17 protein-coding genes and 1 pseudogene are annotated in these 21,818 nt (G+C 69.0%); 15 read left to right on the forward strand and 3 right to left on the reverse strand.

Annotated features, from left to right (window positions below; all coding sequences use genetic code 11):
* The first annotated feature begins 15 nt into the window (after positions 1 to 15).
* On the forward strand, positions 16 to 204 hold the full coding sequence (locus tag OVA30_RS10890) for a hypothetical protein (protein WP_012254268.1): 189 nt from the start codon (positions 16 to 18) through the stop codon (positions 202 to 204).
* 103 nt (positions 205 to 307) lie between these two features.
* On the opposite strand, the gene panE is transcribed toward OVA30_RS10890, so the two are convergent.
* Positions 308 to 1,246 (reverse strand): 2-dehydropantoate 2-reductase, encoded by a 939-nt coding sequence (gene panE / locus OVA30_RS10895; protein ID WP_268175441.1) that lies wholly within the window; start codon positions 1,244 to 1,246, stop codon positions 308 to 310.
* A 206-nt stretch (positions 1,247 to 1,452) separates the two neighbouring features.
* Between panE and OVA30_RS10900 the strand changes: the two genes are divergently transcribed.
* The gene (locus OVA30_RS10900; protein WP_268175442.1) at positions 1,453 to 2,337 is read left to right on the forward strand and encodes a hypothetical protein; all 885 of its coding nucleotides are present in this window, start codon (positions 1,453 to 1,455) and stop codon (positions 2,335 to 2,337) included.
* 324 nt (positions 2,338 to 2,661) lie between these two features.
* On the forward strand, positions 2,662 to 3,507 hold the full coding sequence (locus OVA30_RS10905; RefSeq protein ID WP_268175443.1) for a hypothetical protein: 846 nt from the start codon (positions 2,662 to 2,664) through the stop codon (positions 3,505 to 3,507).
* 528 nt (positions 3,508 to 4,035) lie between these two features.
* Here the strand turns inward: OVA30_RS10905 and guaB are convergent.
* The gene (guaB, locus tag OVA30_RS10910) at positions 4,036 to 5,526 is read right to left on the reverse strand and encodes an IMP dehydrogenase (RefSeq protein ID WP_003602509.1); all 1,491 of its coding nucleotides are present in this window, start codon (positions 5,524 to 5,526) and stop codon (positions 4,036 to 4,038) included.
* Between the two features lie 263 nt (positions 5,527 to 5,789).
* Between guaB and OVA30_RS10915 the strand changes: the two genes are divergently transcribed.
* The 11 genes and pseudogenes from OVA30_RS10915 to OVA30_RS10965 all read left to right on the forward strand — a co-directional run bounded on the left by OVA30_RS10915 (position 5,790) and on the right by OVA30_RS10965 (position 18,642).
* The gene (locus OVA30_RS10915; RefSeq protein WP_003602507.1) at positions 5,790 to 6,956 is read left to right on the forward strand and encodes an FtsW/RodA/SpoVE family cell cycle protein; all 1,167 of its coding nucleotides are present in this window, start codon (positions 5,790 to 5,792) and stop codon (positions 6,954 to 6,956) included.
* Entirely contained in the window at positions 6,953 to 8,062 is a 1,110-nt protein-coding gene (murG, locus tag OVA30_RS10920) for an undecaprenyldiphospho-muramoylpentapeptide beta-N-acetylglucosaminyltransferase (protein ID WP_056456303.1), read from the forward strand. The genes OVA30_RS10915 and murG overlap by 4 nt, the downstream gene beginning before the upstream one ends.
* 141 nt (positions 8,063 to 8,203) lie before the next feature.
* Complete coding sequence (gene murC / locus OVA30_RS10925) at positions 8,204 to 9,610, forward strand: UDP-N-acetylmuramate--L-alanine ligase (protein WP_003602503.1); 1,407 nt, start codon at positions 8,204 to 8,206, stop codon at positions 9,608 to 9,610.
* A gap of 3 nt (positions 9,611 to 9,613) precedes the next feature.
* Positions 9,614 to 9,889, forward strand: a pseudogene (locus OVA30_RS10930) (endonuclease domain-containing protein); the annotation flags it as partial.
* A gap of 261 nt (positions 9,890 to 10,150) precedes the next feature.
* Positions 10,151 to 11,083, forward strand: coding sequence for a UDP-N-acetylmuramate dehydrogenase (gene murB, locus OVA30_RS10935; protein WP_268177485.1), 933 nt, complete (start codon positions 10,151 to 10,153; stop codon positions 11,081 to 11,083).
* A gap of 43 nt (positions 11,084 to 11,126) precedes the next feature.
* A complete protein-coding gene (locus OVA30_RS10940) occupies positions 11,127 to 12,050 on the forward strand; it encodes a D-alanine--D-alanine ligase (protein WP_003602499.1) in 924 nt (307 codons plus the stop codon).
* Entirely contained in the window at positions 12,017 to 12,955 is a 939-nt protein-coding gene (locus OVA30_RS10945) for a cell division protein FtsQ/DivIB (RefSeq protein ID WP_268175444.1), read from the forward strand. Before OVA30_RS10940 ends, OVA30_RS10945 begins: the two co-directional genes overlap by 34 nt.
* Positions 12,956 to 13,017: 62 nt before the next feature.
* Positions 13,018 to 14,340 carry a cell division protein FtsA gene (ftsA, locus tag OVA30_RS10950; RefSeq protein WP_268175445.1) on the forward strand — a complete coding sequence of 441 codons (1,323 nt, stop codon included), beginning with the start codon at positions 13,018 to 13,020 and terminating at the stop codon, positions 14,338 to 14,340.
* 205 nt (positions 14,341 to 14,545) lie between these two features.
* Positions 14,546 to 16,303, forward strand: a complete 1,758-nt coding sequence (gene ftsZ, locus OVA30_RS10955; RefSeq protein WP_015823226.1) for a cell division protein FtsZ — start codon at positions 14,546 to 14,548, stop codon at positions 16,301 to 16,303.
* 350 nt (positions 16,304 to 16,653) lie between these two features.
* Complete coding sequence (lpxC, locus tag OVA30_RS10960; protein ID WP_268175446.1) at positions 16,654 to 17,601, forward strand: UDP-3-O-acyl-N-acetylglucosamine deacetylase; 948 nt, start codon at positions 16,654 to 16,656, stop codon at positions 17,599 to 17,601.
* Positions 17,602 to 17,766: 165 nt separating this feature from the next.
* The gene (locus OVA30_RS10965; RefSeq protein WP_004447588.1) at positions 17,767 to 18,642 is read left to right on the forward strand and encodes an outer membrane protein assembly factor BamD; all 876 of its coding nucleotides are present in this window, start codon (positions 17,767 to 17,769) and stop codon (positions 18,640 to 18,642) included.
* 268 nt (positions 18,643 to 18,910) lie between these two features.
* Here OVA30_RS10965 and OVA30_RS10970 read toward each other — a convergent pair whose 3' ends face one another.
* On the reverse strand, positions 18,911 to 19,897 hold the full coding sequence (locus OVA30_RS10970; RefSeq protein ID WP_268175447.1) for a glycosyltransferase family 2 protein: 987 nt from the start codon (positions 19,895 to 19,897) through the stop codon (positions 18,911 to 18,913).
* Positions 19,898 to 20,063: 166 nt separating this feature from the next.
* Between OVA30_RS10970 and recN the strand changes: the two genes are divergently transcribed.
* Positions 20,064 to 21,764, forward strand: coding sequence for a DNA repair protein RecN (gene recN, locus OVA30_RS10975; RefSeq protein ID WP_268175448.1), 1,701 nt, complete (start codon positions 20,064 to 20,066; stop codon positions 21,762 to 21,764).
* The last annotated feature ends 54 nt before the right edge of the window (positions 21,765 to 21,818 follow it).

Below are 21,818 nucleotides of genomic sequence, written 5' to 3' on the forward strand. Positions count from 1 at the left end.
GAAAGGACCCTTCGGATGCCGTCCGTAAGCCTGAGTTTGAAGCCCTTGGTCTGCGCGAGCCTGCTTGCGCTCACGCTTGCCGCCTGCTCCACCGCGCCGGCCGCGCCCAGCCTCGATCCGGTGCCGCCGCCCGCCCGCCGGCCCGACGCCAAGACGCAGCTCGAATACGGCAGCCCGCCCCCGCCGCCGCCCGGCCGCTACTGACGAACGGCGCAAGCGAGGCAGCTCGAGTGCTTCACGAAACTCCCGATCTCTGACCGTTCTTGCCTTGGCGAGGACGGCGCAGCGGGAGCTTTGTGAGAGACAGTTAGGCCGCCTCGCGGGCGCGCCGGTGCTCGTAGGCCTTGAGGTGCGTCAGCACCCGGGCGAGCACCGGCGTCTCGATGCCCTTGGCCTGCCCGCGCTCGATCAGGTCTCCGATGATGTGGTCGGCCTCGATGCGGGCGCCGCCCTCGATGTCGCGCAGCATCGAGGCGGTCATCGCCGAGCCCTCCGCCGTCAGCATCTTGCGGGCGCCGGCAAAGACCTTCTCGCGGGCGGCGTTCCCGTTGGCGCCGGCCACCGCCTGGCACTCGTCGTGGAGCGCCTCGATGAAGGCCCGGCCGCCGGGCGCCGCGACGATGTCGCCGAGCGCCGAGCGCATCAGGGTCGTCGATCCCGCAAGCGTCGCGAGGAAGACCCACTTCTCCCACATCTCCAGCAGGATCTTGTCGCTGGCACGCGGCTGGAACCGCACGCCCGCCATCTGCGCCTCGATGCGTTCGATCCGCTCGGAGCGCGTCCCGTCGCGCTCGCCGTAGGTGAGCGTGTGCAGATCGGTCATCTGCCGGATCTCGCCGTCACCCGTCAGCGTCGCGACGATGGCGCAGCTTCCCCCCAGCACCCGGTCGGCGCCGAACGCCTGATCCAACACGTCGAGATGGCGCAGGCCGTTGAGGATCGGAAGCACCGCCGTGCCGGGTCCGACGGCCGGCGCCACGTCCGCGACCACCGAGTCGAGGTCGTAGGCCTTGGCCGAGAGGAGGACGAGGTCGAACGGCCCGGCCCCGGCGAGCGCGTCCGCCGTCACGGTCTTCGGCGCATCGATGCGGATGTCGCCGACCGGGCTACGGACCGAGAGGCCCCGCGCCGCCAGCTTTTCCGCGCGCGCCGGGCGCACCAGAAACGTCACGTCCCGCCCGGCCTCCACGAGCCGCGCCCCGAAATAGCCGCCCGTCGCGCCGGCTCCGACCACGAGAATCCGCATCGTCCTCCCTTTCCTGTTGCGTCCTCACATACGCCGAAGCCTCGCCGCCCGCACCCCGCCGAAAACGGGATGCGGCTGGTGATTTTCGAGACGTCGGCGCGCCGCGCGCCACGAAGGAATCGTAACGATCCCGCGGCAAAGCTTGGGTCCACCAGACGGCCCCTGCATTCCGCACCGGCGATTGCTGGCTTTTGCGGATTTCACTCATGCGCACCCTGCCGACCCTCGCCATTCTGGCGGCCGGACTACTTCCCGCCCTCTTCGCACAACCCGTCTCGGCCGCGGAACGCCAGCCGTTCGAAGTCGTGAAGGGTTGGGAAGTCGAGCGGACGGTCGGCGATACCAGTGCCAATCCTTGCATCATGACCCACGCCTACGAGGACAAGGACGACAACAACGCTGCCAATGCCGTCGTCTTCGCTCTTCGGGATTCCACGGCCGTCATGGTGCTGGTCTATCAGGGCTGGGACTTCGATAAGGAGCAGTCGGTCAAGGTGCCGCTGTTCCTCGACAAGAAGCCGATCAAGGTGAAGACGACCTGGATCGGCGACGGGAAGACCCTGCGCACCCAGCTGCCGGACAGCGTCGTTCCCGATCTGCTCGCGGCCAAGACCGTGATCCTGCGCTTCGAGGACAGCGACGCCGATTTCCGGATCCCGGATTTCGCGGCGGGCTACGAGTCCCTGCGGCGCTGCGATGCCACGCCGGCCAAACCCGCCGCGGTTGCGGCACCGCAGGCTGCCCCCGTCGGGCCCCCCGCGCCGTCGCAGCAGCGAATCGCGGCCTACGTGATCGGGGTGTCCGTGCAGCGCGTGCTGAAGGATTGCGACGTCCCCTCCACCGGCAAGCAGCGCGCCGGCGTCGAAGCGAGGATGGCCGCGCTCCAGCCGGAGATGGCACCGCTCGAAGCGCAGGTGCGCAGCGAATTGAAGCGCAACGGCGAGTCCTGCCCCGCGGCGGACAAGCAGGCGGACTTCCAGGAAATCCTGCGGAAGTTCGTCGAGCTGAGCCCCGAAGAGTTGGTCGCCGCCCTGGAAAAGCAGCCCGCGCCGGAGAAGAGCCCGAACACCCCCTCCGATTCGAAGCTGTAAGACGGCTCCCGCTCGATTGGAGCGGGGACTGTATCACTCCGCCCGCGCGGCAGATGAGCCAGGCCAAATCCGCGATCCCGAAAGGATCGACCGGATTTGGCATAAGGCTTCGCGACCGCGAATACGGTGCGGGGTTCGGCGCGAGGGCGGGCCGAGCCCGCGGGTCGGGCGAAGCCCGTCTTCGCCTCTGCCCATAAAACGCTGTGAGAGACGCCGGCTTCGAGGCTGGTTGCGCCGGCGGGCTGCGGCTAGGCTTCCCCGGCCGGCTGGCCATCCCGCATTCCGCGGGCGGCGGGGGCCGGCCGTCCCCGCGGGAGTGTTCGCGTGCGCCTCTCACCCGTCACGGCAGCGATGCTGGCGACGCTCCTCGGCGGCCCGCTCGCCGCCGCGGACCGCGCGCCGTTCGAGACCGTGCGCGGCTGGACGGTGGAGCGCCGTGGCAGCGAAACCGCTTCCCCCGCCTGCCGGATGACCCACACCGAGAAGGATGCGCAGGGCGAACTCGCCGGCGTCGTGATCGTCTCGATCGATCGGGGCGGTCTCACCCTGGCGGTCGCCGACCGGAACTGGGACTTCTCGGCGAGCGACCGGTTCAGCGTGCCGATTCTGCTCGATGGGAAGCCGGCCGGCGCGACGCTGATCTGGACCGGGGATGGCCAGATCCTGCGCACGGCGCTTCCGGAGACGATCGTGCCGGCCCTGCTGGACGCGCGGACGCTGTCCCTGCGGTTCGCGGACGGCGATAAGCCGCTCGTGGCTCCCGATCTCGCTGCCGCCGTCGCCGCCCTGCGACGCTGCGCCGCGGCTCCTTCGAACGGGCCAGCGGTCGCCGCCGCACCGCCGCTGCCGCCACGGGCACGGATGGCCACCTATACGGTGGGGCTGGCCCTGCAGGGTGTGCTGAGGTCTTGCAGCGTCACGGCAACCGATGCGCAGCGCGCCGCCGTCGATACGAAGATGTCCGCGCTCCAGCCCGAAATGGCGCCCTACGAGGCGGCGATGCGGGCGCAGGTCACACAGTCCCGCGGCTTTGCCTGCCCCACCGCCGACAAGGATGCGGAGTTTCAGGAGGCTTTGCGCCGGTTCATCACCTTGAGTCCGGACGAGTTCGCGACGGTGATCGACCAGCAAGCGGGAGCCGCCCCGGCGGTCTCGACCGTGAAACCGTAGCGTGTTGTCGAAGCGACTTCGTGCGGTTTGATCTACATCATTGAGCGTGCAGATCCGGTTGTGAGAGGCTTCGGTTGCACCAGCCGAAGTCGCCGCTCGAGTTCCGGAGCGTCGGCGGACCCTCGCGGCTCGATGCATTCCTCCCAAGACTTCTCTCCGCGGCCACCCCCAGGCCTGCGGAGACTTTTTGCGGCCCGCGAGACTTTCATGGCCAAGATTGATCTTTATTAAAACGCCAAACCCTGGATTGCCCTACGCTTGTTGTCTCGCGGAGACCGACCATGGGGCGCATCCGTTCTCCGGACCCGACGGCAGCACAGGACCGCGCCGTCGCCGCCACGCTCTGCGTGCTGGTCTTCCTGGAATGTCTGACCCTGATCGCGAGCCTGATCTGGCTCTAAGTGTCTCTCACGAGACGCCCGATGCGCCGCCGTGCCCGGAACGGAGACGATCGGTGATCGGGCGTTTTGTGAGGCACGCTGAATGCAGCGCCGCGCGATTCCCGAACGGAACCGCGCGGCCCCGTCATCAGCGGCTGGGATAGTTCGGGCTCTCGCGGGTGATCGTCACGTCGTGGACGTGGCTCTCGCGCAGGCCGGCATTGGTGATGCGCACGAACTGCGCCCGCTCCTGGAACTCCGGCACCGTCGGGGCGCCGACATAGCCCATCGCCGCGCGCAGGCCCCCGGCGAGCTGGTGCAGCACCGCCGCGACCGGACCCTTGTAGGGCACCTGCCCCTCGATCCCCTCGGGCACGAGCTTGTGGGTGTCGTTGACCTCGGCCTGGAAGTAGCGGTCGGCCGAGCCGCGCGCCATCGCGCCGACCGAACCCATGCCGCGGTAGCTCTTGTAGGAGCGGCCCTGGTAGAGGAACACCTCGCCCGGCGCCTCGTCGGTGCCCGCCAGCAGCGAGCCCAGCATCGCCACCGAGGCACCGGCCGCGATCGCCTTGGCGAGATCGCCCGAGAACTTGATGCCGCCATCGGCGATCACCGGCACGTCGGCGCCGTGCGCCGCCTCGACCGCTTCCATGAGCGCTGTGAGCTGGGGCACGCCGACACCGGCGACGATGCGGGTGGTGCAGATCGAGCCCGGTCCGATGCCGACCTTGATCGCGTCGGCACCGGCATCGATCAGGGCGCGGGCGCCCTCGGCGGTGGCGACGTTGCCGGCGATGATCTGCACGGCGTTGGAGAGCTGCTTCACCCGGGCGACGCTGTCGAGCACCTTGCGGGAATGGCCGTGGGCGGTGTCGACCACGACCACGTCGCAGCCCGCATCGATCAGGCGCTCGGCCCGCTCGAAGCCGGCATCGCCCGTGGTGGTTGCCGCCGCGACCCGAAGCCGGCCCTGCTCGTCCTTGACGGCGTTGGGATAGGTGACCTGCTTCTCGATGTCCTTGACGGTGATGAGGCCGATGCAGCGATAGTGGTCATCGACCACCAGCAGCTTCTCGATGCGGAATTGGTGCAGCAGCCGCTTGGCCTCGTCCTGCGTCACGCCCTCGCGCACGGTGATGAGCCGGTCGCGGGTCATGAGCTCGGCCACGGGCTGGCCGGCATTGGTCGCGAAGCGCACGTCGCGGTTGGTCAGGATGCCGACGAGCTTGCCGCGCGAGCCGTTGGGGCCGCGCTCGACCACCGGGATGCCGGAGATCCGGTTCCGCTTCATCACCTCGAAGGCGTCGGCGAGGGTCTCGTCGGGGTGGATGGTGATCGGGTTGAGCACCATGCCCGACTCGTACTTCTTGACGAGGCGGACCTGCTCGGCCTGCTCGGCCGGCTCGAGATTGCGGTGGATGACGCCGAGACCGCCGTTCTGCGCCATGGCGATGGCCATCGGCGCCTCGGTCACGGTGTCCATCGCCGAGGCGATGATCGGCATGTTGAGCCGGATCGTGCGGGTGAGGCGGCTGGCGATATCGACCTCGCCCGGCATCACCGAAGAGGCGGCGGGGCGCAGCAGCACGTCGTCGAAGGTCAGGCCCTCGATGATCGAGTCAGCGCTGATACGGGCCATGGAAACCAACTCCGGAGACGAGTGTTGCGCCGGGCCGGAAGGTCGCGGCCAGCGGGATCGGGTTGGCAGGGGCCAGTATCATGGGCGCCCCGCGCACGCAAAGCCGCCGCATCCATTCGCGGTGCATGGCTGACCGGCAATCGGCAACGCCCGGCCGATCTCGTCGCGAACCGCAAGACACCGTTAACCCTTACGTTCCACCATCCGGGCTGGCCATCCGCGTCTCTTCGCGGGACCGGCCGGCTGGAGACGAGCCCCTCGCCATGATGTCGCGCGCCGAACGCAGCCCCCTCGCGGATTGGTGGTGGACGGTCGATCGCGGCCTGCTTGCGGGCCTCGGCTGCCTGATGGTGGCCGGTCTCGTCTTCCTGATGGGTGGCGGACCGCCGGTGGCCGAACGCATCGGCCTGCCGACCTTCTATTTCCTCAACCGGCAGGCGATGTACCTCGCCCCCACCGTCCTGCTCATCATCGCCGTATCGTTCCTGTCGGTGCGCCATATCCGGCGCTTCGCCCTGGTGACGTGGCTGCTCGGCGTGGTGCTCTGCATCCTGGCCGGCAAGTTCGGCCCCGAGATCAAGGGCGCGCACCGCTGGATCCAGTTCGGCTCCTTCGGCCTCCAGCCGTCGGAATTCGTGAAGCCCGCCTTCGTGGTCGTTACCGCCTGGGCCTTCTCGGAGGGTGCCAACCGCCGCGACATGCCTGGCGTCATCTTCGCGTTCATGCTGCTGCCGATGACCATCGTGCCGCTGATCCTCCAGCCCGATTTCGGCCAGACCATGCTGATCACGATGGTGTGGTGCACCCTGTTCTTCGTCGCCGGGCTGCACTGGTTCTGGGTGGCGGGTCTCGGATTTGCCGGCATCGTCGGCGTCTTCACCGCCTACACCTTCCTCCACCACGTCCGCGAGCGCATCAACCGCTTCATGGATCCCGAATCGGGCGACAGCTTCCAGGAGGTCTGGTCGCGCGAATCGTTCAATTCCGGCGGCTGGTTCGGCACCGGCCCCGGCGAGGGCGTGGCCAAGCGCCACCTGCCCGACGCGCATACCGATTTCATCTTCTCGGTGACCGGCGAGGAATTCGGCGTGCTGGTTTGCCTGGGCCTCGTGGCACTCTTCGCCTACATCGTCATCCGCGGGCTGAAACTCGCGCGCCGCACCGACGACACCTTCACGAGGCTCGCCATTACCGGTCTGACGACGCTCTTCGGCCTGCAGGCCTGCATCAACATGGCGGTGAACACGCAGCTCATGCCGGCCAAGGGCATGACTCTGCCGTTCGTCTCCTACGGCGGCTCCTCGCTGATCTCGCTGGCGCTCGGCATGGGCTTCCTCGTGGCCCTCACCCGCAAGCGCCCCCGCACCACGGCGGTCAACCAGCGCCCGCCCGGCACCATGCCCTCGGCCGTTCCGGGACTGATGCAGTGACCGTTTTCACCCCCCTGGTTCTCGTCTGCGCCGGTGGCACCGGCGGTCACCTGTTCCCGGCCCAGAGTCTCGCCTACGCTCTGAAGGATCGCGGGATTCGCGTCGCGCTCGCCACCGATGCCCGCGTCGATTCGATCGCGGGCGATTTCCCGGCGGAAGAGATCGTCACCATCGCCTCGGCCACGCCCTCGGGCCGCTCGGTGCTGCGCCGGGCCGGCGCCGTCGTCACGCTCGGGCGCGGCTTCGGTCAGGCCGCCCGCGCCGTGCGGCGCCTCAACCCGGCGGCGGTGGTCGGCTTTGGCGGCTACCCGACCGTGCCGCCGATGCTGGCGGCGCAGCTGCTGCGGGTCCCGACCATCCTGCACGAGCAGAACGCAGTGATGGGCCGGGCCAACGCTTTCCTCGCCAAGGGCGCGCGCGTCATCGCCACCGGTTTCAAGGAGGTGCGCGGCGTGCCCGAGAAGGCGACCGCGCGCCGCGTCCATACCGGCAACCCGATCCGCCCGGCGGTGCTGGCCGTGGCCGAGACGCCCTATCCGTCCCTCGACGCGGAGGCGCCGCTCCGGCTCCTCGTGTTCGGCGGCAGCCAGGGGGCCCGCGTGATGAGCGAGGTGGTGCCGGCAGCGATTGAAAAGTTGCCGCAAGACCTTCGCGCCCGCCTTCACCTCGTGCAGCAGGCGCGGCCCGAGGATCTGACCGCGACGCAGAACCGCTACCTGGCCATGGGGCTCGGCGGGATCGAGGCCGCCCCCTTCTTCAAGGATCTGCCTGGCCGCATGGCGAGCGCCCATCTCGTGGTGGCGCGCTCCGGCGCCTCGACGGTCTCCGAACTCGCCGCCATCGGCCGGCCCGCCATCCTCGTGCCGCTGCCCGGAGCGCTCGATCAGGATCAGGCGGCCAACGCCGCGACGCTGGCCCAGATCGGTGCCGCGCTCTCGATTCCGCAGAGCGCCTTCACTCCCGATCGGCTCGCCGCCGAGCTGGTGGATTTGTTCGAAGCACCGCGGAAATTGACCCAGGCCGCCGCTGCGGCCAAAACCGCCCGCATCCTCGACGCGGCCGACCGCCTCGCCGCGCTCGTCGCCGAGACGGCGGCCGCGACCTGAAATCTGCGGCAAGCCCGAACGGCTTGCCGCGTCCGGCCGACGGTCGCCCCGCACGCGCGGAGTTCGACGATCCGTGATCGTCGGATTCCGGAACGAGACGGCCGGGGCTCGTCAGCGCCCCGGACTCAAAAGGTTTTCGAAATGAAGCTGCCCGAAAAGCTCGGCCCTATCCACTTCATCGGCATCGGCGGCATCGGCATGTCCGGCATCGCCGAGGTCATGGCCAATCTCGGCTATACGGTGCAGGGCTCGGACGCGAACGACAACGCCAATGTCCGGCGGCTGGCCGAGAACGGCATCCGCACCTTCGTCGGCCACCGGGCCGAGAACGTCGAGAACGCGGCCCTCGTCGTGGTCTCCACCGCGATCCGTCGCGACAACCCGGAGCTGATCGAAGCCCGCGAGCGCCGCCTGCCGGTGGTGCGCCGCGCCGAGATGCTGGCCGAGCTGATGCGGTTCAAGTCCTGCGTCGCGGTGGCCGGCACCCACGGCAAGACCACGACGACCTCGCTCGTCGCCACCCTGCTCGACGCCGGCAACCTCGACCCCACCGTCATCAACGGCGGCATCATCAACGCCTACGGCACCAATGCCCGCATGGGTGCCGGCGACTGGATGGTGGTGGAGGCCGACGAATCCGACGGCACCTTCCTCAAGCTGCCGGCGGATGTCGCCATCGTCACCAACATCGACCCCGAGCATCTCGACCATTTCGGCTCGTTCGAGGCGATTAAGGACGCGTTCCGGCGCTTCATCGACAACATCCCGTTCTATGGCTTTGCCGTGATGTGCATCGATCACCCGATCGTGCAGGATCTGGTCGGCCATATCGAGGACCGGCGCATCATTACCTACGGCGAGAACCCGCAGGCCGACGTGCGCCTCATCGACATCGACCTGAAGGGCGGCCAGAGCCGCTTCCGGGTGATGATCCGCGACCGCCGCCCCGGCTTCCGCATGGAGATCGAGGATCTCGTCCTGCCGATGCCCGGCCGCCACAACGCCCTCAACGCCACCGCGGCTTTGGCGGTGGCCCACGAACTCGGCGTGCCGTCGGATGCGATCCGCAAGGCTTTGGCGGGCTTTGGCGGCGTTAAGCGCCGCTTCACCCGCACGGGCGAGTGGAACGGCGCCACGATCTTCGACGATTACGGCCACCACCCGGTGGAGATCCAGGCGGTGCTGCGCGCGGCCCGCGCCTCGACCGACGGCCGGGTCATCGCCATCGTGCAGCCCCACCGCTACACCCGGCTTCAGTCGCTGTTCGAGGATTTCTGCACCTGCTTCAACGACGCCGACACGGTGATCGTCGCCCCCGTCTACGCGGCGGGCGAGGCGCCGATCGAAGGCATCGACCGCGATTCGCTGATTGCCGGCCTGAAGGCCCGCGGCCACCGCGACGCCGTCGCCCTTGAGCGCCCGGAGGATCTGGCCCGCCTCGTCGCCGGCCGCGCCGGTTCGAACGACTACGTCGTGTGCCTGGGCGCCGGCACGATCACCCAGTGGGCCTATGCGCTGCCGGGAGAGCTGGCGGCTTTGCAGGGGTGAGATGTGCGCTCCGCGGACGACGAGCGGAGACAGTTTCGCAAACGGCTTCGGCACGACTCGACCGAGGCCGAACGCCGCCTCTGGCTTCGTCTCCGCGACCGCCGTCTCGCCGGCTTCAAGTTCGTCCGGCAGGAGAGCATCGGCTCCTACGTGGCGGATGTCTGCTGCCGCGAGGCAAGGCTGATCGTCGAGCTCGACGGCAGCCAGCATGCAGACAGCGCCTATGACGCCGCGAGAGATGCGTGGCTGGTCGAGCGCGGCTATCGCGTTCTCCGTTTCTGGAACGCGGAGGTTTCGGACAACGTGATCGGCGTATTAGACACGATCCTTGCCGCGCTTCCCCCCTCTCCCCGCACGCGGGGAGAGGGTCGCGACGACCCTGTCGTCGGCGCGACGAGCCCGCAGGGCGATGGTGAGGGGGCCTCGACGCGAGAGCCTCCTCCGGATGCGCCCCCTCACCCTCGGCTGCCGCCTCGCTTCGGCGACGACGAGGTCGCCGAAGCCCTCGTCCCCGCGTGCGGGGAGAGGGGGAGACCCTGGATGACCGCCTTTCCCGACCTAATCGAAAACATCCGCGCCGCCGCGCCCGATCTTCGCGGCCGCCTCCTCGAAAATCAGTCGCTCGCCGACCTGACGTGGTTCCGCGTCGGCGGGCCGGCGCAGGTGCTGTTCAGCCCGGCCGACGAGGCGGATCTGTCCGCCTTCCTCGCCGCCCTCGATCCGTCCGTGCCGGTCACGGTGATCGGGCTTGGCTCGAACCTGATCGTGCGCGACGGCGGTATTCCCGGCGTGACGATCCGGCTCGGCGGCAAGGCGTTCGGCTCGGTCGAGATCGACGACGAGACGATTCGCTCCGGCACCGCAGTACCCGACATGCGGCTCGCCAAGGCGGCGGCGGAAGCCAGCCTCGACGGGCTCGCCTTCTTCCGCGGCATCCCCGGCTCCGTCGGTGGCGCGCTGCGCATGAATGCCGGAGCGCATGGCGGCGAGACCACCGACGTGCTGGTCGAGGTCCGCGGCATCGACCGGAAGGGCGAGGTCCGCCGCTTCACCCATGCCGAGATGGGGTTCCGCTATCGCCACTCCTCGGCGCCGGACGACGTGATCTTCACGGGCGCGACCTTCCGCGGCCGCCCCGGCGACCGCGAGGCGATCGAGGCGGAGATGGAGCGGGTGACCGCCGCCCGCGAGGCCGCCCAGCCGATCCGCGAGCGCACCGGCGGCTCGACCTTCAAGAACCCGGAGGGCGGCAAGGCCTGGCAGCTCATCGACGCCGCCGGCTGCCGTGGGCTGATCCGGGGCGGGGCCCAGGTCTCCGAGATGCACTGCAACTTCCTGATCAACCGCGGCGGCGCCACCGCCGCCGACATCGAAGGGCTCGGCGAGGAGGTGCGCCGCCGGGTGCGCGAGCATTCGGGCTTCGAGCTGCACTGGGAGATCAAGCGCATCGGCGTCGAGGCCTCGCCCGCCTGATCGCTCTGCCCCCCGAATCGACCTTCGCCTACGGAGCCCCACCATGTCCAAGCACGTCGCCGTCCTGATGGGCGGCTGGTCTTCCGAGCGGGAAATCTCGCTTCGCTCCGGCAATGCCTGTGCCGAGGCGCTGGAAGGGGAGGGGTATCGCGTCACCCGCGTCGATGTCGGGCCCGACATCGCGACGGTGCTGACCGAGCTGCGGCCCGACGCGGCGCTCAACGCGCTCCACGGCCCGGCCGGCGAGGACGGCACGATCCAGGGCCTCTTGGAGATCCTGAAGATCCCCTACACCCATTCCGGCGTGCTGGCCTCGGCGCTCGCCATGCACAAGGAACGTGCCAAAACGGTCATGCGCGCGGCCGGAGTCAGCGTTCCGGAGGGCCGGGTCGTTAACCGTCATGATGCGGCGAAGTCACACCCGTTAACCCCTCCCTATGTCGTGAAGCCGATCGCCGAGGGCTCCTCCATGGGGGTCATCATCGTGCGTGACGAGCGCTCCCACCCGCCCCAGATTCTCGCCTCCGACGAGTGGGTCTACGGCGAGGAAGTCCTTGCAGAGACTTACGTTGCGGGTCGCGAGCTGACCTGCGCGGTGCTGGGCGACCGGGCCCTCGGAGTGACCGAGATCAAGCCCGTCTCGGGGGAGTGGTACGACTTCGATGCGAAGTACGCCGGAGGGGGGTCGATCCACGTCCTCCCCGCGGATCTTAAACTAAATATTTACCAGCGTGTCCAAGAGTTGGCGTTAACGGCGCATCAAGCACTGGGATGTCGTGGCGTCAGCCGTGCCGACCTTCGTTACGACGACACGCCGGGTGGAACCGGCGCTCTCGTCGTCCTCGAGGTCAACACGCAGCCAGGGATGACCCAGACGAGCCTTGTGCCGGAGATCGCGGCCCACGCAGGCCAGAGTTTCGGTGAACTCGTCCGATGGATGGTGGAGGACGCTTCTCTCAACCGCTGAACGCAGCCGGTCACCCCGGCAGCGGCGGGATCCTTGCGGGGCTGCGGCTCCCGAAGATCCTCAGGCGGTTCTCGTCGGCACGTCGGCTCCGGCCGGCGGTGCCGATCGAGGCACGCGTGCCGCGGCTCGCGGGCACGGCGCTGGTCGCCGGGCTTGCCGGCACCGTCGCGCTGACCGGCTTCGTCATGAGCGGGCGCTACGATAGCTTCGTCGCCGAGAATGGCCGGCCGCTCGACATCCTCGCGCGGATCGCCGGCTTCGGCGTCGAGCGGGTGACCATCACCGGCCTGTCGCGGATGTACGAGCGCGAGGTGCTGAGCACCGCCGGTATCGACTGGCGCTCCTCCGTGCCGTTCCTCGACGTCGACGGGGTGCGTGATCGCCTGCTTGCCGAGAAGCTGATCGCCAGCGCCTCCGTGCGGAAGCTCTACCCCAACGAGATCGTCATCAATCAGGTCGAGCGCGAGCCCGCCGCGCTCTGGCAGCAGAACGGCGAGATCCAGGTGATCGCCGCCGACGGCAAAGTGATCGATGACCTGCGCGACGAGCGCTACGTCAACCTGCCGCTCGTCGTCGGCGCGGGCGCCAACGAGCGCCTCAAGGAATATCTCGCGCTGATCGAGGCGGCCGGTCCGCTCGGATCGCGCATCCGCGCCGGCACCTACGTCTCCGGCCGGCGCTGGACGCTCAAGCTCGACGGCGTCGACATCCGCCTGCCCGAGGCCGACCCCGCCGAGGCGCTCGCCCGGCTGGTGCGGCTCGAGCGGGAGAGCAAGATTCTGGAGAAGGACATCATCGCGGTGGACCTGCGCATGGCCGACCGCGTCGTGGTGCGCCTGACCGAGGAGGCTGCGGCCGCCCGGGCGGAGAGCCGCAAGAAGCCGAAAAAGGGGACCGCGACATGAGCGCGTTCCGCCCCGCCGCACTCTCTTCCGTGCCCTGTCGCGTATCCGCCGAGTAGCGTCCGATGCAGACCCATCACGGCCTCACGCCGCGCCTGAAACCGCTTTCCGCCCGTCGGAGCGCGACCATGTCGGTCCTCGACATCGGCACCAGCAAGGTCGTCTGCCTCATCGCCGAGCTGCAGCCGGCCGAGGCGATGTCGACGCTGCGCGGGCGCACCCATCTCGCCCGCATCATCGGCATCGGCCACCAGCGCTCGCTCGGGCTCAAGGGCGGTGCCATCGTCGATCTGGAGGCCGCCGAGGGCGCGATCCGTCAGGCGGTCCACGCCGCCGAGCGGATGGCCAAGGCCGAGGTCCAGTCGGTCATCGTCAACATTTCCGGCGGGCGCATCGCCTCGCAGCATTTCGAGGCGCGGGTGAACGTCCGCTCCGGCACCGTCACCGGCTCCGACGTCGAGCGGGTTCTCGAGACCGCGAGCGCCCATGGCGTCAGCCCCGGCCGGGCGGTGCTGCACGCCCTGCCGACCGGCTACGCGCTGGACGGGCAGGGCGCGGTGATCGATCCGTCCGGCATGATCGGCAACGCGCTCGGCGTCGATCTCCACGTCGTCACCGCCGAGGCGGCCGCCGCGCGCAACCTGATGCTGGCGGTCGAGCACTGCCATCTCGGCGTCGATGCCGTGATCGCCACGCCCTACGCCGCCGGCCTCTCGGCGCTGGTGGACGACGAGGCCGAACTCGGCTGCGCCGTCGTGGATATGGGCGGCGGCACCACCAGCGTCGGCGTCTTCATGGGCGGCCACCTCGTCCATTGCGACGCGGTCGCGGTCGGCGGCCACCACGTCACCATGGACATCGCCCGCGGGCTCTCGACCCGGGTCTCCGTCGCCGAGCGGCTGAAGACCCTCTACGGCTCGGCCATCGCCACGGCCTCCGACGAGCGGGACATGATCGCCGTGCACGGCGTCGGCGAGGACGAGGGCGAGGCACCCGGCCACGTGCCGCGCTCGCAGCTCGTGCGCATCGTCAAGCCGCGGGTCGAGGAGGTGCTCGAACTGGTGCGCGACCGCTTGCGCAGTGCGGGCTTCGGCGCTCAGGCCGGTCGCCGGGTGGTGCTCACGGGCGGCGCGAGCCAGCTCGTCGGCATGCCGGAGACGGCCCGCCGCATCCTTCAGGGACAGGTTCGGATCGGGCGCCCGCTCGGCATCCGCGGCCTGCCGGAAGCCGCCAAGGGGCCCGCCTTCTCGGCCTCGGTCGGCCTGCTGGTCTACCCGCAGGTGGCGCATGCGGAGCATTTCGAGCCGCGGGGGCAGGGCGCCTTCGCCGGCACGGGAACGGACGGCTACTTCTCGCGGGTCGGACGCTGGATCCGGGAAAGTTTCTAGAGCGATGTCGCGCGTCGGGTTTCCGGTTCGCGTGAAGACATCGCGATAAAACAACGACTTGGAGGCGTCCCCGACCCCACCGGACGGGGAACGGCTCCAACAGAACGACCCCGCGCCGCCGCGAGGCCAGCGCGGGACAAGCAAGACAGGGCAGGCGTCACAAGGCGTCGTTCAGGCAATCGAAAGTCACGAAGGGTTCGACCACATGGCCATCTCTCTTCAGGCTCCGGACATCCGGGAACTCAAGCCCCGCATCACGGTGTTCGGCGTCGGCGGCGCGGGCGGTAACGCCGTCAACAACATGATCGAGTCGGGGCTGCTCGGCTGCGAGTTCGTCGTGGCCAACACCGACGCCCAGGCGCTCACCTCCTCGAAGGCCGAGCGCGTGATCCAGATGGGCATCGGCGTGACGCAGGGCCTCGGCGCCGGCTCGCACCCCGAGGTCGGCTCGGCCGCCGCCGAGGAGGTGATCGACGAGATCCGCGATCAGCTCTCGGGCGCGCATATGGCCTTCATCACCGCCGGCATGGGCGGCGGCACCGGCACCGGCGCGGCCCCGGTCATCGCCCGCGCGGCGCGTGACATGGGCATCCTGACGGTCGGCGTCGTGACCAAGCCCTTCCAGTTCGAGGGCATGCGCCGGATGCGCACGGCCGAGGCCGGCATCCAGGAGCTTCAGGCGGCCGTCGATACCTTAATCGTCATCCCGAACCAGAACCTGTTCCGCGTCGCCAACGAGAAGACCACCTTCGCCGACGCCTTCGCGATGGCCGACCAGGTGCTCTACTCGGGTGTCGCCTGCATCACCGACCTCATGGTCAAGGAAGGCCTGATCAACCTCGACTTCGCCGACGTGCGCGCGATCATGCGCGGCATGGGCAAGGCGATGATGGGCACCGGCGAGGCGTCCGGCGAGAACCGCGCCAACCGCGCGGCGGAAGCGGCGATCGCTAACCCGCTCCTCGACGACGTGTCGATGAAGGGTGCCCGCGGCCTGCTGATCTCGATCACCGGCGGCTCCGACCTCACCCTCTACGAACTCGACGAAGCTGCCACCCGCATCCGCGAGGAGGTCGATTCCGACGCCAACATCATCCTCGGCGCCACCTTCGACGAGAGCCTCGACGGCATCATCCGCGTCTCGGTGGTCGCCACCGGCATCGAGCCGGCGCTGATCTCGGCCGATTCCCCGAACAACCCGGAAATCGCCCAGACCGAGCAGCGCATCGCCGAAGTCGCCGAGCGTCTGCGCTCCGAGGCCCGCGCCCGCGCTTCCGCCGCCCTGAGCCCCGCTTCGACGCATCAGGCGGCGCAGCAGAACGGCCACCAGCCGTCGCACCGTCCCGGCCCCGAGCCGCTGCTCGCCCCGAACGCCGGCCCGCGCGCCATGCTGTCGGAGCCGGTAGCGCCGGAGCCGATGCGCGCCGAGCCCGCCCCGGCGATGCACCACCACGACGTCGTGCTGACCCAGGCGCCGGCCCGCGCCGCCGTCCCGGCTTACGAGCAGCCGGCCCCGGCCCAGGCCCAGGAGCCTGCTCAGGCCGCGAACGGCCCCTACGTGCCGCCGCGTCCGCAACTCGCCCGCCCGCCGCGCATGCCGCAGATCTCGGACCTGCCGCCCCACACCCAGGCGCAGATCCTCAAGAGCCGCGGCGAGGAGCCCCAGCCGGAGCCGAACCAGGATTCCAAGCGCATGACCCTGCTGCGCCGGCTCGCCACGGTCGGTTTCGGCGGTCGCCGCGAGGAAGCCGAGGCCGCTCCGGTGCCGGCGCCCCGCGCCGCCGCTCCGGCTCCGGTCGCCGCGCCCCGCGTCGAGCCGGCCCTGCGGGCGCCCGCGCCCCAGGCGCCGCAGTACCGCCCCGCTCAGGGCAATCTGGACGCGCAGGGCCGTGCGCTGCCGCCGCGGATGATGGAAGACGACCAGCTCGAAATCCCGGCCTTCCTTCGCCGTCAGGCGAACTGAAACCTGGATTGCCTGTGGATCGATGGGGGCAACTCGGCCTCCATCGACCCTCATTGGGGTATTTCGGCCACAGACCCGGAACCGCAAGGTTCCGGGTTTAGCTACTTGTTAAGACCCTGATCAGAAAATGCTTTTCAAAGATCGTGGCGAAACCGTGGCTGTAACAGATCGTAAGAATCCGTGATTTGGCCGGCCTGATTGCCACAGCTATACACGCTTCCGGAACGACAGAAGGCGCGGCCGGTCGATCGACTGCCAGCGCTCGCAGGGGCTTCAAGCAGCGGACGGACTTTCTCATACCGCCCCCCGAAACGGGGTGCGCGGGAAGGATCCTGGCCGAGGGCTAAGGTATGCGGACGAACCAACAGACAACACTCAAAACGTCCGTGACGCTGACCGGAATCGGAGTCCACTCCGGCAACCCGGCGGAGATCACGCTCCACCCCGCCAAAGCCAACCACGGTATCGCCTTCCTTCGGACGGGCACGACCACCGGCAACGACCGGATCATCAAGGCCCACTTCGCCTGCGTCTCCGCCACCGAGCTGTGCACCGTCATCGGTGACGTCGAGACCGGCGCCGTCGCCACCATCGAGCATCTGATGTCGGCCCTCTACGGGCTCGGTATCGACAACGCTCTGGTCGAGATCGACGGCCCCGAGATGCCGATCCTCGACGGCAGCGCCCGCCTTTTCGTCCAGGCCATCGACAGCGTCGGCCTGGCCCTCTGCGGCGCCCCGCGCCGCTGGATCAAGGTGCTCCAGCCTGTCCGCATCGAGGCCGGCCGCGCCTTCGCCGAACTCCGCCCGATCGACCGCGGCTTCCGCCTCGACGTGGAGATCGACTTCGAATCCCCGGTGATCGGCCGCTCGCGCAAGGCGATGGACCTGACCCCGGCCGCCTACCGCCGCGAGATCGCCCCCGCCCGCACCTTCGGCATGATGAAGGACGTGGAGCGCTACTGGAAGGCGGGCTTCGCGCTCGGCGCCTCCCTCGACAACACGGTCGCCGTCGGCGAGACCGCCGTCGTCAACCCGGAGGGCCTGCGCTTCGCGGACGAGTTCGTCCGTCACAAGTTCCTCGACGCGGTCGGCGACCTCGCGCTGGCTGGCCTGCCGCTCCAGGGCGCCTACCGCTCCTATTGCGGCGGCCACCGCATGAATGTCGGCATCCTCGAAGCCCTGTTCGCCGACCGCGCGAACTACGCCATCGTCGAGGGCCAGGGCATCCGCCGCGAGACCGCCCGCGCCGACTTCGGTGCTGGCCTCGGGCTCGCCGCCTTCGCCGCCGAACTGTAACCCGGACGCCACATCGGCCCTCGATCCACGTCGCAGGCGGAATGCCTTAAAGGTTCCCTACGCCCTGCCGTTTTGACGCCCGAATCGACCGCCAACCGTAAAAGCCTGCGCGTAGGTCGCGCGCCGCTCCTCAAGCGGCCGGACCTGACAGGGAAATTGACCGCGATGCCTGTGACCTTCCCGACCCGTGGCGCGATGGCGGCCGTGCTCCTCAGCCTGGGCATCGGGCTCGGCGGCTGCGATGCCCTCGATCCGACCAACCTCTTCGCCGAAAAGTACAAGCCTGAGGCGATCCCGGATACGCCCGCGGACAAGCTCTACAGCGAGGGCTTGGCGAAGATGGAAGACAGGGATTACGAGAACGCCGCCAAGCAGTTCGATCAGCTCGACAAGCAGTACACCTATTCCGACTGGTCGCGGAAAGGGCTGCTTATGACGGCCTATGCGAACTACGAGGGCGCGAAGTACGACGACGCCATCAACGCCTCGAAGCGCTACCTCCAGCGCCACCCGGCGAGCAAGGATGCGGCCTACGCCCAGTACCTGATGGCGATGTCGCAATATAAGCAGATCCCGGACGTGACCCGCGATCAGGAGCGCTCCGAGCGCGCCCTCATCGCCCTCCAGGAGCTGGTGCAGAAGTACCCGACCTCCGAATACGCCGCCGACGCCAAGGCCAAGATCCAGATCACCCGCGACCAGCTCGCCGGCAAAGAGATGGAAGTCGGCCGCTTCTATCTCGAGAAGCGTGCCTTCCCGGCGGCGATCAACCGCTTCCGCGACGTGGTCAGCAAGTACCAGACGACCCGTCACGCCGAAGAGGCGCTGGAGCGTCTGGTCGAGGCCTACATGGCGCTCGGCCTCACCGGCGAGGCGCAGACCGCCGCAGCCGTGCTCGGCCACAACTTCCCCGACAGCCCCTGGTACCAGGATGCCTACAAGCTCCTGCAGACCGGCGGCCTGGAGCCGCGGGAGGAAAAGTCCTCCTGGATCAGCAAGATCTACCGCGGCGTGATTGGGCGGACCGCCGCTGCGGAGTAGGGCCTCCTCACAGCGCTTGCGCAATACAGGCGAAGCCTTCGAACAGCGTCCCGGATCCGAGATCCGGGGCGCTGTTTTCGTTTCCGTCCCTCCGTCGTCTCCGCGACGCGGAGTTGACCGCGGACCGTCCGGAGATCGTGCGCCGCAGGTCGCTTGGCAGACACGCGCGATATCGGCGTTGGACGAAACTTAGCGTCCGAGACGGAGCCAGCCGCATCACGCCGGACGGATCGGGCTTGGCCTCGGCCTTGGGCCGGGCGAGCACGGTTCAGATGAGCCGGTTGATCCGCCGCTCGATTCGCTCGGAATAGGCCCTTGCCACGGGCAACGCATCGGTAAGTTCGCCGTAGCGCGCGCAGACATCCGAGAGGAATCCGACGAGCGCTCGGACCGACTGCATCTCCGGATCGTTCGGAGGCGTGTAGCGAAGGGGGCCGCCGCGGTAATCCATCGGGTCATGGATGGCGCTTCGGTCCTCGTTCTTTCTCTCGAGGAACTCGTCAGACCTCAGCAGCGTCTCGGGATGGTCTCTGAGAAGCTCGAACGGTCCGCGGTAATGGGCCGAGAAGCCCCGATCCTGGCAGGCTTGCCCGGCGGTGAGGATCTTTGCCCACCCTCTCACGAATTTGGTGACGTACTGCGCCGCGTTGCGCTCGGAGAAATGTGCGATCCAGAGCCGCCGCTCGACGACCACCGTGCCGCGGCTACCCTCCGGCAGATGCACGTCGTGCTGTCCCTCAAGCACGAGGCCCTTCTCCTTCGCCAACCGCCAGCTCGCGATGATCTTGCCGTCGCTGGCGATCTCCGTGCGATGAGTGATGCGGCGCGGGACGAGGTTTTCTCCTGCATCATCCCGGGTCGTATAGTTGTAGTGAGCCCAGGGGACCCGGACGGCGACGACGTTCCCGCCGGCGTTTTCCAGCTCTTGGAGGTAGTTCCGCAATCCTCCCGGCAGCTGACGCTCGTCGTAGAACTCGTCGCTGTCGAGACAGGCGACCCAATCCGCATCGTGCCGGTCGACCGCCTCGTTGTAGAGCCAGTTGTTCATGTCCCGCTCGGAGAAGCAGATCGACGGCGACTGGTAGACCGTGAGCGCAAGCCCCTCTTCGGCGAGTTTTCGGATGATCTCGACGGTCCCGTCCCGGCTGCCGTTGTCGAGAATGATGTGATGATCGACGAAGGCCGCCGCGTGCCGAATGAACGCCTCGATGACATCGACCTCATCGAGCACTCGGCTCACCGCGACCACACGCATGCAATGGCTCTCCAGACGCCTTCAGCCGGATGAATGGAGCAGCCTGCCTTGGGGCCGTCGCGCGGCCGATCGTCGGTCGCGGGCCCCGCAGCACTTTCCGGATGAAGTCCTCTCCGCTTACGGCTAAACCCGCGCACAATCCAATAAGGGGCTCTGGCGCCGCTTCATGCTCGTCCAGCTCGCGATCCGCGACATCGTTCTGATCGACAAGCTCGAATTGACCTTCTCCGGGGGGCTCACCGTTCTCACGGGCGAGACCGGTGCGGGCAAGTCGATCCTGCTTGACGCGTTCGCCCTGGCGCTCGGGGGGCGCGGCGATGGCGGTCTCGTGCGGCAGGGGGAGGCGCAGGGCGGCGTCACCGCCGTGTTCGACGTGGCCCTCGACCATCCCGCCCGCGCCGTCGCGGCAGCCGCCGAGATCGACACCGACGGTGACTTGATCCTGCGCCGCACGCAATTCGCCGACGGGCGTACCCGCGCCTTCGTCAACGACCAGCCGGTCGGCGTGCAGACCATGCGGGCGATCGGCACGGCGCTCGTCGAGATCCACGGTCAGCACGACGACCGGGCCTTGGCCGACCCCACCACACACCGCAGCATCCTTGATGCGTTCGGCGGGCTTCAGGGCCCGCTGACGCAGGTCGCGTCGGCCGCTAAACGTGTGCGCGCCGCCCGCTCGACGCTCGCCGAGCAGCGCGAACGCGTCGAGGCCGCGCAGAAGGAAGCCGACTTTCTCCGCCACGCGGTGGAGGAACTGGGCACCCTCGATCCGCAGGCGGGCGAGGAGGCGAAGCTCGCCGAGCGCCGCACGCTGATGCAGCAGGGCGAGAAGGTCGCCCGCGAGTTGAACGAGGCGCTCGACCTCGTCGGCGGCTCCGGCTCGCTCGTGCCGCATCTCTCCTCCGCCGTGCGCCGCCTGGAGCGGCGCAGCGCCACGGTGCCGACCCTGGTCGATCCGAGCATCGCCGCCCTCGATGCCGCCCTCGTCGCGCTGGACGAGGCGCGCGCCGCCCTGGATGCCGCGGTGCTCGCCGCCGAGTTCGATCCGCGCGAGCTGGAGCGTGTCGAGGAACGGCTGTTCGCCCTGCGCGCCGCCTCGCGAAAATATTCGGTCCCGGCCGACGACCTCGCCGACTTGCGAAGCCGCTACGATGCGGACGTGGCCGCCCTCGATGCCGGCGAGCAGGCGCTTGCCGGGCTCGAAGCCGAACTCACGGCGGCGGAAGCGGCCTATGCCCAGGCCGCCAAGCGGCTCGGCGATGGGCGCCGCAAGGCGGCCAAGGCGCTCGATGCGGCGGTGCAGGCCGAGTTGCCGCCGCTGAAGCTGGAGGGCGCCCGCTTCATCACGCAGATCACCGTGGACGAAGCCTCGCGCGACGCCGCCGGCACCGAGCGGGTCGAGTTCTGGGCGCAGACCAATCCCGGCACCCGCGCTGGCCCGATGATGAAGGTCGCCTCCGGCGGCGAGCTGTCCCGCTTCATGCTGGCGCTCAAGGTCGTGCTCGCCGGCAAGGGCTCGGCGCCGACCTTGATCTTCGACGAGATCGATACCGGCCTTGGCGGCGCGGTGGCCGACGCCATCGGCGCGCGGCTCGGCCGTCTCTCGGAGCAGGTTCAGGTCGTGGCCGTGACCCACGCGCCGCAGGTCGCCGCCCGCGCGGTGACGCATTTCCGCATCGCCAAGGACAGCGTGAAGGGGAAAGCGGCCAAGGGCGCGGAGAAGAGCGCCGAACGGGTGACGACCCGCGTGGTCGGGCTCGCGGCGGATGCGCGCCGGGAAGAGATCGCCCGGATGCTGGCCGGCGCCACCGTCACCGACGAGGCGCGCGCGGCGGCGGCACGACTGCTCCTGGGAGCCGAAGGCTGAGCCTTCGACGCATCGTCTCATCCCAAAAGCCGGCGACCACCCTTTGGGACGATG

It is taken from the genome of Methylorubrum sp. SL192 (genome assembly GCF_026672325.1).
Taxonomy (GTDB): Bacteria; Pseudomonadota; Alphaproteobacteria; order Rhizobiales; family Beijerinckiaceae; genus Methylobacterium; species Methylobacterium extorquens.

What these genes read in the sequence shown, in the direction of transcription:
- panE (WP_268175441.1), bottom strand. Translation starts at nt 1,246, where the DNA reads ATGCGGATTCTCGTGGTCGGAGCCGGCGCGACGGGCGGCTATTTCGGG.
- OVA30_RS10965 (WP_004447588.1), top strand. Translation starts at nt 17,767, where the DNA reads ATGCCTGTGACCTTCCCGACCCGTGGCGCGATGGCGGCCGTGCTCCTC.
- guaB (WP_003602509.1), bottom strand. Translation starts at nt 5,526, where the DNA reads ATGGCCCGTATCAGCGCTGACTCGATCATCGAGGGCCTGACCTTCGAC.
- OVA30_RS10940 (WP_003602499.1), top strand. Translation starts at nt 11,127, where the DNA reads ATGTCCAAGCACGTCGCCGTCCTGATGGGCGGCTGGTCTTCCGAGCGG.
- ftsA (WP_268175445.1), top strand. Translation starts at nt 13,018, where the DNA reads ATGCAGACCCATCACGGCCTCACGCCGCGCCTGAAACCGCTTTCCGCC.
- recN (WP_268175448.1), top strand. Translation starts at nt 20,064, where the DNA reads ATGCTCGTCCAGCTCGCGATCCGCGACATCGTTCTGATCGACAAGCTC.
- ftsZ (WP_015823226.1), top strand. Translation starts at nt 14,546, where the DNA reads ATGGCCATCTCTCTTCAGGCTCCGGACATCCGGGAACTCAAGCCCCGC.
- OVA30_RS10900 (WP_268175442.1), top strand. Translation starts at nt 1,453, where the DNA reads ATGCGCACCCTGCCGACCCTCGCCATTCTGGCGGCCGGACTACTTCCC.
- OVA30_RS10970 (WP_268175447.1), bottom strand. Translation starts at nt 19,897, where the DNA reads ATGCGTGTGGTCGCGGTGAGCCGAGTGCTCGATGAGGTCGATGTCATC.
- OVA30_RS10890 (WP_012254268.1), top strand. Translation starts at nt 16, where the DNA reads ATGCCGTCCGTAAGCCTGAGTTTGAAGCCCTTGGTCTGCGCGAGCCTG.
- murC (WP_003602503.1), top strand. Translation starts at nt 8,204, where the DNA reads ATGAAGCTGCCCGAAAAGCTCGGCCCTATCCACTTCATCGGCATCGGC.
- OVA30_RS10945 (WP_268175444.1), top strand. Translation starts at nt 12,017, where the DNA reads ATGGATGGTGGAGGACGCTTCTCTCAACCGCTGAACGCAGCCGGTCAC.
- murB (WP_268177485.1), top strand. Translation starts at nt 10,151, where the DNA reads ATGACCGCCTTTCCCGACCTAATCGAAAACATCCGCGCCGCCGCGCCC.
- OVA30_RS10915 (WP_003602507.1), top strand. Translation starts at nt 5,790, where the DNA reads ATGATGTCGCGCGCCGAACGCAGCCCCCTCGCGGATTGGTGGTGGACG.
- lpxC (WP_268175446.1), top strand. Translation starts at nt 16,654, where the DNA reads ATGCGGACGAACCAACAGACAACACTCAAAACGTCCGTGACGCTGACC.